This window comes from Cyclobacterium sp., from assembly GCF_014762705.1.
Classification (GTDB): domain Bacteria; phylum Bacteroidota; class Bacteroidia; order Cytophagales; family Cyclobacteriaceae; genus Cyclobacterium.
Genome location: NZ_JABURL010000036.1, coordinates 105,697 through 120,624, shown reverse-complemented (window position 1 = coordinate 120,624; position 14,928 = coordinate 105,697). Strand labels below are relative to the sequence as shown.

Here is a 14,928-nt window from a genome sequence, read left to right as displayed (position 1 = left end):
TAGAAAAGTTTTAAAGTCTATTAAATCGCTTATACTTCCTGATAATTTTTACGTTGAGTATCTTATAGTTGATAATAATAGTACCAATGCCTGGTATGAGTGTCTTAACCAGGAATTAATAGGATTTCCTTTTCACTTTATTAAAGAAGAATGTCAGGGTTTAACTTTTGCTCGAAAAGCTGGTTTTCAAGCTGCAAAAGGTGAGTATTTAATTTGTGTTGATGACGATAACCAACTAGATTCAAATTACCTAATTCGATTTGAAAGTTTGATTGAAAATTTTCCAAATGTAGGCGTTTGGGGTCCCGGGTTTATTTCAGTAGTATTTGATGATGCTGCTCCAAAATGGGTTGAAAATTATAGAGGAGTATTTCAAGAAAAGTCAGTAAAGGAAATTTGTTTTGGAGATGAGAAAAAATGGATGCCTTATTATCCTCCGGGAACCGGAATGTGTCTCCATCGAAGGGTAGCTGATCATTATTTATATCTAGTTGACACGAAAAGAATGACCGCTGTGGATCGACAAGGTAAAATTTTAAGTAGCGGTGGGGATAGTCAACTTGTATATGCTGGAATACTATTAGGCTATTCAGCTGGAATCGCTCCCGGGTTGAAGGTGAATCATTTGATTTCCGCTTCTAAAACCAATCTTAATTATATAAAAAAGTTAACGTTTGCAGTTTTTTCTTGTTGGCCAGTTCATCTTGAAGTTTTTCCCGATATGAACTTACCTTTTGATAAACCTAGCTTTACTAAATTTATTAAGTATTTATTTCACTTGCTGTGGAAATCAAGATTTGGTATTCACCCGCACAGGTTGCAGATACCCCTAGCCAGGCGTATGGCAGATATTTTTTCCTATTATGAGGTTTATAAATTGGAAATTCCTTTTTTTTTAAAATTTGTTATCCGATTATTTAAGTTTCGATGATTATAATTAAATTCTTGGGAGGTCTCGGAAATCAACTTTTTCAATACGCTTTTGGATTAAAATTGGCCGAAGAGAGAAAATCTCGGTTAGCATCTGACATTCATTGGTATAATATTTCAAAAGATAGGCAATTCGTTTTGAATAAATTTCAAATTAAAATTTTGCATTTACCGAGAAAAGGAATAAATTTTTTTGCCTCCGACTATGCACTTCGCTTAGATAAATGGCTCGGCCCATTGGGATACCATCATTATTTTGAAGAAACAGAAGGTCAAGTAGTACCCATTCCGAATCAAAATAATCTTTATCTTAGAGGTTATTGGAATGCACACATTTATTTTGATTCAGTAGTTGGTATTATGAGGGAACATATACAATTAAAATCCACATTTCAATCTGAAGCGTATCGTTCCGTTTTAAGAATAATCAATAATTGTGAGTCTGTAGCTGTTCATATTCGTAGAGGTGATTATGCTAAAAATTCTGATTACTTAAATTATTTTGGGTTGACAACCATCGAATATTTTCAGAATGCAATTGAATTTATTGAACAAACAATTTCTTTTCCTCAATTTTTTATTTTTACGGATGATGTTGAATGGGTTAATTCTCATCTGTCACTGCCTGAAAGTTCTACATTAGTTTCTGATGAAGTTAATGGAGTTGATTTCCTGGAATTTGATTTAATGCGAAAGTGCCGGCATCAAATTATCTCGAATAGTACCTTTAGTTGGTGGGCAGCCAGGCTAAATTCTCATTCCGGAAAAATAATCATTCAACCTAAAAAATGGTATGAAGATCCAACTGCACAGAAGAGATATGAAAAGCATCTGTGTTTTTACATGAAGGGTGCAATTCGACTCTAAGAATTGTTGATCTGAATATTATTTATTCAAAAAGTTATTTATTTAAGCTCTTTATGATTAAATATTTTCTCTTCCTTTTATGAAAATCATTCGGATTGTTTCTGAGTTAGATTTTGGAGGAGTTGAAAGGCGTTTATTCTTGACAAGTAAAGCTTTCGTTAATGACGTTGAGCATGATCTGACCATCTTGGTTTTAGGTAAAAAAGGAAAGATTTCCAAAGAGATCCAGAATATTGGTATTGAAGTGATCGGGTTTTCAAAGAATTCGAAAATCCCTAATTTTTTGCTGATTTTTTTGATTTTCAGGAAGCTTAAATCAATTTCTCCAGATGTAGTTCATTGTTCTGGCTCTGAGGCTAATTTTCACGGTTTGTTAGCTTCCTGGATGGCTGGAGTACCTCATAGGATAGGTGAGGAGATAGGTTACCCCGCGCATGATCGTAAATGGAAGATCATTTTCTTTTTCGTTTATTTAGTAGCTCACGACTTAGTGGCAATTTCAAACGCAGTAAAGGATAAATTAATAGCTTTAGGGGAAGTACCTGCAAACAAAATTCGAGTGATTTATAACCCTGTTGAATTAAAAACAGGGTTATTATTGGCTAAAAATAAAAGCAGCAAAGGAAATGATTTTATTTTTGGTATTACTTGTAGGTTGACACCCATTAAAAATTTATCAACCCTTATTAAATCCTTTTCAGTTTTAAGACCTACCGATAAACACCAATCCTTGCAATTATGGATTATCGGTGAGGGTCCTGAATTAGAATCTCTTAAATATTTGGTTGCAAAAAAGGGATTAATAGGAAAAGTTATCTTTTTTGGTTACCAAGAAAATGTTGTTCCTTTTTTATGTAAAATGGATGCATTCGTTCTGCCTTCTTTCTCAGAAGGTTTCTCCTTATCACTGGTTGAAGCAATGCTTTGTAGCCTTCCGGTAATTGCTACGAAAGTGGGTGGACCTGGAGAAATAATAACAACTCAAACCGGATTTTTAGTAGATCCTTATGATTCAGTTGATTTGATTAAAAATATGCAATTCGTTTTGGATTTGACTGAAGAAGAGAGGCGGTTGATCGGGAAAAATGCAAAAGCAGTTGCAGAGAAAAAATTTACTTTAAAAAAATACAAGAATGAACTGCTTAAGCTTTATCGCGAAAAAATTGAATGATTAATTGAAATTTAAGTGTTAGACGTTATTGTTATTTTCATTGCCCTTATTTTTGTTTTTAAAAGCAACGAATCAGCCGTTAAAAAACAAGGAATTCCATCAAAATATATTAAAACACTTCATTTTTTATTAGGATATCATTTGTTATTCGTAGTGTTTTTCACTGCTTACATTCATTTTTCCGGTGGAGATTCGTATGGTTACTGGCATTATTTAATGGAACAGGTTCCAATTCACTACGAAACGTGGAACGAATTTTTTGGTACGAGTACAACTTTTATTTTATGGTTAAATTACATACCGAGCCGATTACTGGGTCTGGGTTATTTTACTGGCAATTTTTTATATGGGATTTTGGGTTTTATCGGACTCCGGTACTTATTCATACTCACAGCCAAATTATGGCCAAGCAACTACACCATATTTCAAGTTAAATTATTCCCCTTAATTTTTTTTTTACCAAACCTGCACTTTTGGTCTGCCGGAGTAGGTAAAGATGCTATTTGCTTCTGGGGAATAGCATGGTTTCTGTACGCCATACAAAATTATAAAAGCCGATGGCTTCAAGGAGTTTTGGCACTATTTTTTGTTTATATGGCCAGGCCTCATATGGGGTTTGCTTTTGTTACTGCAGGAGCTCTTGCTGTGATTCTAGGATCAGATATTCAAAGATCGTATAAAATTTTTCTTGTTGTTCTTGGAATGTCGGCATCGGTCTATCTTAGTTCATCCACCTTATCATTTTTGAAAATTGATGATTTTTCGTTAGACACATTAGAGGCTTTTGCTGCAAAAAAGGCAGGGTTCCTTAATGAAGACAGAGTCGGTTCTGCCATTGATATTTCCTCATATTCTCTCCCTTATAAACTTTTTACCTACATGTACAGGCCATTATTTTTTGATGCGCATAACATCATGTCTTTTTTGAGCGGATTCGAGAATATTCTTTATCTGTGGTTATCATTTTTTACAATTAGATACTGGAAAATTGAAGCCTTTCGAGATATGCCCGTGTTTTTAAAGACAGGAATAATTGCCTTCATCCCTATTGCTATTGCTTTCTCTAATTCCTTAAGCAATCTTGGGATTATAATGCGGATGAAAAACATGACCATGATTTATTTCGTCTTATTTTGTTTTTTTCTAATTGCATATGATAAGAAAATACGATACCTAAGATATGTAGATAAACAAAAATTTTACTTGAGAAGAGAAAAAATTATTATTTCGAAAAAAAAATACTTCAATACAAATGGTGATCCGAAATCTAAATATTACCCGTTAAGTTGAAATCAAAAAGAATAATTTTCCTAACCAAATATCCTAGAAAAGGTGCTAGTAGCAGGTTAAGGACTTTTCAGTTTATTCCTAATTGGGAGAGAGCAGGATATCATGTTACTGTTTCATCGTTTTTCAATGATAACTATCTGGCTAATCTTTATGTTGGCAAAAAAATAGGGATATTGAATTTACTTTTTTTCTATTTAAGGAGATTTAGGGTTTTGTTTACAGTTTCGAAATATGATTATGTTTTTGTAGAAAAGGAGATCTTCCCTTTTTTACCTTCTTTTCCAGAACTAGTATTGAGCAAATTGAAAGGATATTTGGTGGATTATGATGATGCTATTTTTCATAATTATGATAATAGTGAGTTATTTATTGTTAGAAATTTTATGCCCAATAAAATTTCCCGAGTAATGAAAATGGCAAATAAAGTCATCGTCGGAAATGAATATTTGGCTATGAAAGCCCGTGCATCAGGTGCAAAAAGTATCCTTCGTTTGCCAACAGTAATTGATCCGAATAGGTATCAGAAGAAGGTTCACAGTGCAAAACTCATAACTACTATTGGATGGATTGGGCCACCTGTAAACCTTAAATATCTCGAATCAGTAGTACCATTTTTGGAAAAGATCCAACAAAACTTTTTCATAAAACTTTTATTAATTACTGGAAAGGAATTGTCTCATTTTTCCGGAAATCAGGAGCTTATTCCCTGGACCGAGGAAGGAGAAGCAGACGGTCTGTTAAAGATAGATATAGGAATCATGCCCCTGCCGGATAACCCCTGGGAAAGGGGGAAATGTGCCTATAAACTTATCCAGTATATGGCCTGTGGATTGCCGGTAGTGGCTTCTCCGGTAGGAATGAACAGGGAAGTAGTGCAGCATGGTGTCAATGGCTTCCTGGCTGATACGCAGGAGGAATGGGTGGAATTCCTGGGTAAATTGATAAGCGATTGGGAAATGCGTGAGGCCTTTGGTACAAAAGGCTACGAGTTGGTCATGGAGAAGTATACCCTGGCTGGCAATTTTCAAAAAATGCTGGCCCTGGTGAGTACTCCTGCAAACGACAATGCTGAAAATACCTGAATCAATACCTTACCTGGTTAGCAAGAGGGTTCCTTAATTTTCAAAATTTATCCCTATGAATATCCTGTTTATTACCTGGGACTCTGATCAAACCAACTACCTGGAAAACCTGTTTTTCCCGATCTTTAAAGGCATTCAGGCCAGGCGAAACTGGCAGTTTCATGTCATGCAGTTTTCCTGGGCAGATGCCGGCGAAGTGGAAAGGATCCGCACTGTCGCAAAGGATATGGGGATTGTTTACCAGCATGTTTTTGTTCACAGAAAACCCACTGTTACCCTTGGTGTATTGCGGACCATCATACTAGGGAAACGAAACATTAAAAGGTACGTCCAAAATCAGCCCATTACCTGTTTGATGCCCAGGTCTACGCTCCCTGCCATGATGGTCAATCAGCTCCGGGGATGGTTAAAGGGCATACAGCTTGTTTTTGATGCCGATGGTTTACCCATTCAAGAAAGGGTGGATTTTGCTGGTTTAAAACCCGGCAGCCTGCAATACCGCTGGTTGAAAAGGGCGGAAACAAAAATGCTGATCCATGCCGATAAAGTGTTGACAAGAACGGAAAAAGCCATTCAATTCCACCTCCGATCAAATCCCGTTTTGAGCCCATCAAAGTTTTACAAGGTCAGCAATGGCCGGGATTCCGGTTTTTTTAAACCGAATCCTGCCAAAAGGGCCAGGATCCGCAGGGAATTGGGTATAAAGGATAACAGCCTGTTATGGATCTATTCAGGTAGTTTGGGGCCACCTTATCAACTGGAAGAAATGTTGCGGCTTTTTTGGTCCCATTACCAGTTTGATGCTGACAGCCGGATTCTTTTTCTTGTTCGAAATCACCATACCCTGTCTGCTCAAATACCGGATTATCTCCGGGGATTAGTTTGGATCAAAACTGTTCCATTTACCTGTATTCCTGATTATTATGCCGCTGGAGACCTGGGCCTCAGTTTGCGGAAATCAGCTCCCAGCCTGACAGGATTGGCACCCATCAAGGTGGGGGAGTACCTGCTTTCCGGCTTGCCTGTCATTGTATCCGAAGAAATTGGGGACCTATCCATTGATTTGGAAGGGGAGCCTGCCTGTTTTATGTACAGTGGTAATGATGCAGCCTTGCATTCCTGGCTGGAAACCCTGGCCATTCAATCCAAATCCGCTATCAGAAAAGTTGGAACCCATTATTTTGGACTGGACAAAAGTGTAGCAGCTTATGTAAAAGCTTTGGAAGCGAAATAGCACATGAAGGTTCTTGATTGGATTTTCATTGCCTCCATTGTTTTTTTGGTATTTTGGCTAATCAAAAAATGGTCAGGGACTCAGGGTTATTCCCAATGGGAGACCAGTTTTTTACTGGTGCTGGGATGTTATCACCTGATCATGGCCCTGATTTTTTATGGGTACCTCCTTCATTACGGAGGGGATGGTATCCGGTACTGGGAGCTAAGTAGTCTTCCTCCCTCAAGGCCCGGGGAATGGACCTCCTACTGGGGCACAGGAACAGCCTTTATTCAATGGTTCAATTACCCTTTTTCCCGACTGGCTGGTTTAGGTTTCTTGTCCGGAAACCTGCTGTATGCTGCTATTTCTTTAATAGGTTTTGTCGGGGCCTTTGAACTCATCAAAGGTCAATTTCAGGAAAATAGGGGCAGCTGGACCCAAAAGTATGGCCTGCTGATTTTGTTTCTTCCCAATGTACATTTCTGGACAGCTGGAGTAGGCAAGGAAGCCTTGTTGTTTCTTGGTTTGGTGCTGGTGCTGCTGGGAATAGAAAAGTTCCCATTTTGTGCATGGCTCATTGTTGCGGGGTTGCTATTATCTTTTATGACACGCCCCATACAGGGACTGGTTCTGACTATAGCAGTATTGGCTGTCTTTCCCTTTCACCCTACTTTGAAGGCTTACCGTAAAAAGTTACTTCCCTTCGCAACTGCTTTGATAATTGCTGTTTTCGCCTACTGTTGGATTTTGGGAAGCCTGGATTATGGCTTTAATTTTAAATGGATAGGGATGATTATTGATTGGCAAAATGCCTTTCTAAGCTCTTTTGGTGCTAAAAGCAGTATTCCTATGAGGGAATACAGCTTTCCCGAAAAATTCATGGCGGTATGGTTCAGACCACACCCCTGGGAAACCAGGAACTTCTGGACTTTTGCGGCCTCATTAGAAAACACAATGGTTTTGCTTATTGCGATTACTGGCATTTGGGGAATGGGTAAAAGAAAAATGAAAATTCAGGAACCATTTTTTTATTGGCTGGTCCTGATCTATGCAGCGATCATGTCCCTTATTTTTATTTTGGCACTTAATAACCTGGGCATTCTGATGCGGATGAAAAGTATCTTTGTTATTTTTGTGGTTTCCTTTTTCCTGAGTCAGGCCGACAGGTCCTTTAAATCTGATAAATCCATTTTATAAACCACCGGTGCAGCCTTCCTTTATCATATCGCTGGATTTTGAACTTCATTGGGGCCGCTTTGACAAGGTGCCACTGAAAGGAAATGAAGCGTACTACCACCGGACCAGGGAGGTGATTCCCAAACTTTTGTCTTTGTTTTCAGCCTATGGGGTTTCGGCCACCTGGGCTACAGTAGGCATGCTGATGGCCCAAGATGCAGCGGAATGGGAGCATTTCAGTCCCGATGAAAAACCGGTCTTTCAAAATCAGCGGTATTCTGCTTATCAATGGTTTAAATCTACTCAGCCGGATCACCGTTGCCTCTTTGCCCCGGAACTGGTCAATGAAATTATCCAAACCCCGGGACAGGAGCTGGGTAGCCATACCTTTGCCCATTATTACACCAGAGTTTTGGGACGGTCGGTCGATGGCTTTAAGGAGGACTTATGTGCGGCCAGGAGAATCGCCAAAGAGAAGTTTGGCATGGATATCAGTTCACTGGTACTTCCCCGTAACCAATACAACAGGCAGGTATTGCAAACTGCCCGGGAAATGGATTTTTTAGCCATTCGCACCAACCCTACGGATTGGTTTTGGAAATACCCGGAAAAGGAAGGTTATTTCAAAAAGGGTTTCCGGGCTGCAGATTCCTATTGGTCCCTTGGAAAGCGAACCTCCTATTTACCTGCAGCTTCCGAGACTGTGTTTCCCGGTTTTATTCCTGCTTCCCGGTTTTTCAGGCCCTATCAGGAAAGAATGGGCTGGATGAACCGCCTGAAACTTGACCGGATCAGGCAAGAAATGAACGAAGCTGCCAGTAACGGGGAAGTTTATCACCTGTGGTGGCATCCCCATAATCACGGTCAGCACCCCGAGCAGAGTCTGGAAGAAGTGAGGATTCTTCTGGATCATTTTTCTGAATGTAATGCAATTTACGGCATGCAATCCGTATCCATGAAGGATATGGCTTCCCACATTTCCTCCCTTCACTAATATCCCCCAAATCAATTTCTCCCCAAAAGGGAATTCAGTAAATTTAATTCACAGTACCAGTCATCTTTGGAAGTTATTATTCGTTGATATTTGGAAATACTGGCAAAAGCTATTAATTAGCATGATCCGATGTTAAACAATACCATTGACCTGCAACAAAACCCATAATGACCAGGAGCTACTGGCACAATTGAAAGATAAGGCAGATCCAAAAGCCTTTGAAGCCATTTACGAAAGGCATTTTGATGCCTTGTTTGTATTCGTCTACAAGGTCATGCAAGACAAAGCTACAGCGGAGGACCTGGTTCAGAATATATTTTTCGGCTTGTGGAAAAATGCCGCTCATTGCAAGGTGAAGGAACTCCAACCTTACCTTTTTGGGGCTGCCCGAAAGCAGATGGCAAAGGAGTTTAGGAGAAGTAAGTATACCGCAGCACAACTGGAATACCTCAGGCAGGTAGGTGTAACACACAATACGGAGGAGTATCTGGAAGCTGAGGAAACGAGAAGGAAGATATTGACTATTATACAGGGCCTTCCGCAAAAATGCAGGCATGTATTTGAGATGAGCCGGTTCAAATTCTTGTCCAACAGGGAAATTGCCTGCAAGCTTGGTATATCTGTTTTTACCGTTGAAAACCACATCAAGAAAGCCCTTTCACATTTGCGGCAGTCAATAGAGTTGCTTGTTTTATTGTGGTTTTGGATCAGATAGAGATAGATTATTAAGGCAGACTTGATGCTTCGCGATGGGGCTCCCAAACTTTCTTTTGAAATTTAGCTTTAATATTTGCCGGCTTCACCATTATGTATTTATTTTGGTTTTGTTTACTTAACCAACAGACATGAACCATTCAGATTTTATCCAAAGCTTACAGCAGGAGCAGGTGCCGAAGGGCTTATCTGTTTATTTACAATCCTTATGGTTGGATAAGAAAGGAAAATGGGATCAGGCCCATAGCCTGATAGATACTTTAGGAGGTGAAGATGCTGCCTGGCTTCATGCCTACCTGCACCGCAAAGAAGGAGACCAGTCCAATGCGTCCTATTGGTACAGCAGGGCAGCCAAAAGCAAACCCAATCTTAGCCTTGAAGAAGAGTGGGAACAGTTGCTTGCTTATTTTTTGGAGAGGGATGGAGCTTGAAACATTGCCGGATTTTGATGGGTAATTCACTTTGATCATGTAGCTCCGGCCAAAACCGAATTGTTTTTTAGTAACTTTACACCTTTACCGATTTAAAATTTACAAGGATGAAAATAGCATTGATTGCCCATGATGGGAAAAAGGCGGATATGGTACATTTTCTCAGCCGTTCCAAGGAAGCATTAGAGGGAATCACCCTTGTGGCCACTGGTACTACGGGAATGCACATAGAAAAATCAGGATTTGAAGTAGAAAAACTATTGTCAGGGCCCCTAGGGGGGGATGCACAGATAGGGGCCATGGTAGCTCAAAAAGAGCTGGATATGGTGATTTTTTTCAGGGATCCCCTTGGAAAACACCCGCATGAACCGGATGTACAGATGCTGATGCGAATCTGTGATGTACACAATGTGCCACTGGCTACCAACCTGGCCGCAGCGGAATTAATGTTCAAAAATTTGTAAGAGCGAATATTTACATACAAATATGACAGATCAACCTATTCATATAAAAAAAATTGGGGTGCTTACTTCTGGAGGAGATGCTCCTGGGATGAACGCTGCCATCAGGGCAGTAGTGCGGGCTGGGTTTTATTACAAGTTGGAGGTTTATGGGATTTATCGCGGCTATGAAGGGATGATCAACAATGATATCCGAAAGTTGGAAAATAAATCCATTGCGCATGTTTTGGAGAGAGGGGGGACCTTTTTAAAATCAGCCAGGAGTGAAGAATTCAAAACAATTGAAGGCAGACAGAAAGCATACGACAATTTGAAAAGCCATGGGATAGATGCCCTTGTGGTTATTGGAGGAGATGGATCACTTACAGGAGCCCACCTGTTTTATAAAGAATTTGGCATTCCGGCCGTGGGATTACCCGGCACTATTGACAATGATCTTTTCGGGACGGACCTGACCATTGGTTTTGACACGGCTTGTAATACGGCGATAGAAGCCATTGATAAAATCAGGGATACGGCCACATCCCACGATCGCTTGTTCTTTGTGGAAGTCATGGGTAGAGATGCCGGATTTATAGCCATCAATGCCGGAATCGGCAGTGCTGCGGCTGCCATTTTGATACCAGAGAAAAAATTTCCCGTCGAAAAGCTGATTGACAGGCTTAAGTTCAGGGAGAAGGTAAAAAAGGAAAGCAATGTGGTCATCGTGGCAGAGGGCGGTAAAAGCGGGGGAGCCCTGGAAATTTCCGAGAAAGTCAAAAAAATACTCCCAACCTATGACATCAAAGTAACCATCCTGGGGCACCTTCAGCGTGGGGGTGCACCCTCTTCATTTGACCGTATTCTGGCCAGTAAGCTGGGTGTTTCTGCGGTAGAAGGCCTGTTGCATGGCAAATATGACGTGATGGTAGGGATTATCAACAATAAAATTGTTTTTACACCGATCAAACGGGCCATAGTAGATGATAAACAAGTGGATGATGAAGACCTGAGAATAGCAGGAATTTTGTCCACCTAAAAACATTGCCTGGATTTACTCCAACAGATAATGTACCTACATCCCGGGAGACTGGCTTGATACAAAAAAAGCCTTTTCCCGGGAATTTTTTTTGATGGCGTTTGAACATTCCTGATTTATTATAATTTTCAAGTTGGATTAGATTTAAATCATTTTGAATTTTTTCTTTCCGAATCCCATTAAAATCAAAGGCCCTTAGATTCCCTCAATTTTGACTAAAGCCGGTATTTTTGGAATGCTATTTTTTGGAATAGGCTATATTCCTATTGAATAGGTTTTGTTCATTTAGCAGCGCTTCATGTAAGGTGATTTGCCGTTTTTTCAGGGGATTTGAAAACACCCTCTTCTTTCCATTTACCAGTGTTTTTGCATGTAAAAATTTCCATTTACTACAAATTTTAATCATATTGTAAGCTTTCCATCAATTATCTTTTTCAATACCTCAATAAACCTATTTAACACATGAAAAAAAACATCCAGCATCTGCAGCAAAGCCATTTTGACCTGAAGCAGCAATGCGCACCAAAAAATGAGGTCGCCAGGTCCGTTATTGATGAACCTGAAAATGACCGCAGGTCTTTTTTTAAAAAAGCAGCCTTGGGTGGCTTGAGCCTTGGGGGAATGATGATGATGCCCCTGGAAGACACCCTTGCCCATACCACATCAAAAGTAAACCGCCTTTCCAATCCTTCTGATTTGAAAATCACAGATTTGCGGATTGCCCAGTATGGCAATGTACCCTTGTTGAAAATATATACCAATCAGGGAATACATGGCTTGGGAGATGTAAGAGATGGGGCCGACAAACGCTATGCCCTGATGTTGAAAAGCAGGATTTTAGGAGAGAATCCCTGCAATGTAGAGCGGATTTTTAAAAGAATTGAGCAGTTTGGCTGGCATGGCAGGCAGGGCGGCGGCGTATCCGGTATTGAAATGGCCCTTTGGGACCTGGCCGGAAAAGCCTATGGTGTCCCGCTTTACCAATTGATGGGGGGTAAATTCCGGGATAAGGTCCGGATCTATGTGGATACCCCCACCGTACAGGATCCCGACGAATTTGCCAATAAGATGAAGGAAAGGGTGGATATGGGTTTTACCATGCTGAAAATGGATATTGGCATTGGCTTGATCAAGGACGAAAAAGATACCCTGACCAATAAGTCTCCCTGGGGACCCATGAGGGGTTGGTCAGACCAGGATGTGATGAGCTACACCCAGACGCCCCATCAGTTTACCCATGTGCAGATAACCCCAAAGGGACTCGAAAGAATGGTCGAATATGCGGCAAAAGCAAGGGCTAAAGTAGGTTTTGAAATTCCACTGGCCATAGATCATTTTGGACATATGGGCTATAATGAGATGATCAAACTAGCGGAGGCTTTTGAACCTTATAATATCGCCTGGCTGGAAGACCTGGTTCCCTGGCAAAATACCGAACAATGGAAAAGGATTACCGAGTCGATCACTACGCCTACGCTGACAGGGGAAGATACCTATCACAAAAAGAATTTTAAGGACCTGATCGAAAACAGGGCAGTGGATCTGGTGCACCCTGATCCCGGAAGTGCCGGAGGCTACTTACAGACCAAGAAAATAGGTGATTATGCCGAAGAGTATGGAATAGGAATGGCCTTGCACCACGCGGCCTCCCCCATTACCTTTATGGGGACGGTACATGCTGCGGCAGCCACCTATAACTTCATAGGGCTGGAACACCATTCTGTGGATAATCCATGGTGGGAGGATTTGGTAGTTGGAGCAGATGGGCCTCTGGTAAAAGATGGATATGTGCAGGTACCGGAATCTCCCGGAATTGGTTTGGAATTGAACGAAGATGAAGTAAAGAAGAGGTTGAGAGAGGGTGAACAGTTTTTTGCACCCACCGACGACTGGAACGAAATCCGCTCCTGGGACAGGACCTGGAGTTAAAATTGTATCAAAAGCCCGGTGAAATCTACCGGGTTTTTTTTTACATTTTTAATGGTTATTTTTATCCAGAAAATTTATTCAGGTTATATATTTAGCAAAAATGAGCCAATCAAAAGACATCTTTTCCATACTCCTCCAACTTGCAATTGCTGGTTTGGTAGTTATTTTTACTGCTTATCTTCTTCCTGGTATCGTGGTGGATGATTGGATCACAGGAGTGATCATCGCTGCCTTGCTGGCTTTGTTAAATATTACCATTAAACCCATATTGATTTTTTTGACCATACCCATTACCATTGTTACCCTGGGTTTGTTCTTATTGGTGATCAATGCCTTGTTGGTTATGTTAGCGGCAAGTATAGTTAATGGATTTACAGTGGATAATTTCTGGTGGGCCTTGCTTTTTAGCCTGGTGCTTTCTCTAGTAAATTCCATTTTGGGCATTTCATTGGGCAGCGGATTCAGGAAATAAAAATTAACCTCCTATCAGGCCCTATCCCAAATAAAAATTCAGGACAGGTCTGCCAGGTCTACCGGTAAAGACCTGTCTTTGATTCTAAGATAATATACAGGGGGATTGTCATTCACCTGCAAAGCATGAGGTCCGCCCATGCTTTTGGGAACGGCTACAGCAAGCACATATTTTTCATCCAATATTAAGGGGTCAAGCTGGTTCTGTAGCTGTAATTCAAAAACTTCAAAAGTAACGGTGAATGGAGGATGACAGTATTTTCTAATGGCCTCATTGACCATAAAAATCTCCTCTTCTGGGTCTATGCCGATGATGTTTTTCTTGTCGGAGATGCCAACCAAAATCGTCCCCCCGTCAGTATTGGCAAAAGCCAAAAGTGTTTTGGCAATTTTTCTTTGGTTGCTTATGCTTTGTTTGTAATCCAAATGTTGTCCTTCCGGTTTTGAAAGCATATTTTTAAGCCATTCATTGTTTTTTTTAGGAGAAAACATTTTTTTAAAAGGTAAAAGATTGTAAATTATAAGAAAGTTAATATGTATAATATTAATTTTTCATTTATTTGTACACGAAAACAGCTCTTTACGTTTCACCATATACAGCTTATTGACAAATGAAATATCAAAATGAAGGTTTTTCCCCTGAAACCGTAGCCAACTTAAGAAAAGAATTAAAGGAAACCGGTAAATCTTTTAAAATTGTTCCAAGTGAGGACAATTCAGATGAGTTTGTCAATTTTTACTTCATTGGCAAGTATGACGGCAAACAAGTGGTTTACGATGCTGCCCTATATACCCTTCGATTACACTATCAGAGTGAATTGTACGAGTTGGCAGAACATGAAGCAGCAAAAAAGTTTCCGGATTACCATGGAATATCCTACGAAGAAGATGAAAATGGCAACCTCAAACCCTTAAAAAACGATGAGGAAGAAGTGGGATTGTTCATCACGGAACTGATCATGGAAATGGAAGATGAGGGAACCGTGAAAGTCCAGGAATTTGTGGATTTGGATACCCACCATGATTTTGGTATTGGTCTGGATGCTGCCCTCAATATAGAATCCATAGACGACAAAATCCTTGACAAATTTGTGACTTCCTTTAATAATGATACCCTGAAATTGGATGATACTTTTTACACTTTTGAATCAGAGGAAGAAGAGGATGAATATTGAATC

16 protein-coding genes are annotated in these 14,928 nt (G+C 40.1%); 15 read left to right on the top strand and 1 reads right to left on the bottom strand.

The window, feature by feature from the left end:
- From HUJ21_RS07045 to HUJ21_RS06980, 14 genes are all read left to right on the top strand, one after another.
- Positions 1–931, top strand: a 931-nt coding sequence (locus HUJ21_RS07045) for a glycosyltransferase (RefSeq protein ID WP_291368240.1), incomplete at its 5' end; no start/stop codon positions are given.
- A complete protein-coding gene (locus HUJ21_RS07040; protein WP_291368239.1) occupies positions 928–1,797 on the top strand; it encodes an alpha-1,2-fucosyltransferase in 870 nt (289 codons plus the stop codon). The genes HUJ21_RS07045 and HUJ21_RS07040, both read left to right, overlap by 4 nt.
- Positions 1,798–1,876: 79 nt before the next feature.
- Positions 1,877–2,968: a glycosyltransferase gene (locus tag HUJ21_RS07035; RefSeq protein WP_291368238.1), complete on the top strand. Its 1,092-nt coding sequence runs from the start codon at positions 1,877–1,879 to the stop codon at positions 2,966–2,968.
- 15 nt (positions 2,969–2,983) lie between these two features.
- Positions 2,984–4,258 (top strand): hypothetical protein, encoded by a 1,275-nt coding sequence (locus HUJ21_RS07030; protein ID WP_291368237.1) that lies wholly within the window; start codon positions 2,984–2,986, stop codon positions 4,256–4,258.
- A 407-nt stretch (positions 4,259–4,665) separates the two neighbouring features.
- Positions 4,666–5,340, top strand: a complete 675-nt coding sequence (locus HUJ21_RS07025; protein WP_291368236.1) for a glycosyltransferase family 4 protein — start codon at positions 4,666–4,668, stop codon at positions 5,338–5,340.
- A 55-nt stretch (positions 5,341–5,395) separates the two neighbouring features.
- Positions 5,396–6,574, top strand: coding sequence for a hypothetical protein (locus HUJ21_RS07020; protein WP_291368235.1), 1,179 nt, complete (start codon positions 5,396–5,398; stop codon positions 6,572–6,574).
- A gap of 3 nt (positions 6,575–6,577) precedes the next feature.
- Positions 6,578–7,753, top strand: coding sequence for a hypothetical protein (locus HUJ21_RS07015; RefSeq protein ID WP_291368234.1), 1,176 nt, complete (start codon positions 6,578–6,580; stop codon positions 7,751–7,753).
- Positions 7,754–7,760: 7 nt separating this feature from the next.
- Positions 7,761–8,726, top strand: a complete 966-nt coding sequence (locus HUJ21_RS07010) for a polysaccharide deacetylase family protein (RefSeq protein WP_291368233.1) — start codon at positions 7,761–7,763, stop codon at positions 8,724–8,726.
- Between the two features lie 145 nt (positions 8,727–8,871).
- Complete coding sequence (locus tag HUJ21_RS07005; RefSeq protein WP_291368232.1) at positions 8,872–9,441, top strand: RNA polymerase sigma-70 factor; 570 nt, start codon at positions 8,872–8,874, stop codon at positions 9,439–9,441.
- 130 nt (positions 9,442–9,571) lie between these two features.
- Positions 9,572–9,871: a hypothetical protein gene (locus tag HUJ21_RS07000; RefSeq protein ID WP_291368231.1), complete on the top strand. Its 300-nt coding sequence runs from the start codon at positions 9,572–9,574 to the stop codon at positions 9,869–9,871.
- Positions 9,872–9,978: 107 nt separating this feature from the next.
- Entirely contained in the window at positions 9,979–10,335 is a 357-nt protein-coding gene (locus tag HUJ21_RS06995; RefSeq protein ID WP_291368230.1) for a methylglyoxal synthase, read from the top strand.
- Between the two features lie 22 nt (positions 10,336–10,357).
- Positions 10,358–11,350, top strand: a complete 993-nt coding sequence (gene pfkA, locus HUJ21_RS06990; protein WP_291368229.1) for a 6-phosphofructokinase — start codon at positions 10,358–10,360, stop codon at positions 11,348–11,350.
- 462 nt (positions 11,351–11,812) lie between these two features.
- Positions 11,813–13,279 carry a mandelate racemase/muconate lactonizing enzyme family protein gene (locus HUJ21_RS06985; RefSeq protein ID WP_291368228.1) on the top strand — a complete coding sequence of 489 codons (1,467 nt, stop codon included), beginning with the start codon at positions 11,813–11,815 and terminating at the stop codon, positions 13,277–13,279.
- A gap of 100 nt (positions 13,280–13,379) precedes the next feature.
- Positions 13,380–13,751, top strand: a complete 372-nt coding sequence (locus HUJ21_RS06980) for a phage holin family protein (RefSeq protein WP_291368227.1) — start codon at positions 13,380–13,382, stop codon at positions 13,749–13,751.
- A 38-nt stretch (positions 13,752–13,789) separates the two neighbouring features.
- Here HUJ21_RS06980 and HUJ21_RS06975 read toward each other — a convergent pair whose 3' ends face one another.
- On the bottom strand, positions 13,790–14,203 hold the full coding sequence (locus tag HUJ21_RS06975) for an ATP-binding protein (protein ID WP_291368226.1): 414 nt from the start codon (positions 14,201–14,203) through the stop codon (positions 13,790–13,792).
- A gap of 158 nt (positions 14,204–14,361) precedes the next feature.
- Here HUJ21_RS06975 and HUJ21_RS06970 point away from each other — a divergent pair, with 158 nt between their 5' ends.
- A complete protein-coding gene (locus tag HUJ21_RS06970) occupies positions 14,362–14,925 on the top strand; it encodes a hypothetical protein (protein ID WP_291368225.1) in 564 nt (187 codons plus the stop codon).
- The last annotated feature ends 3 nt before the right edge of the window (positions 14,926–14,928 follow it).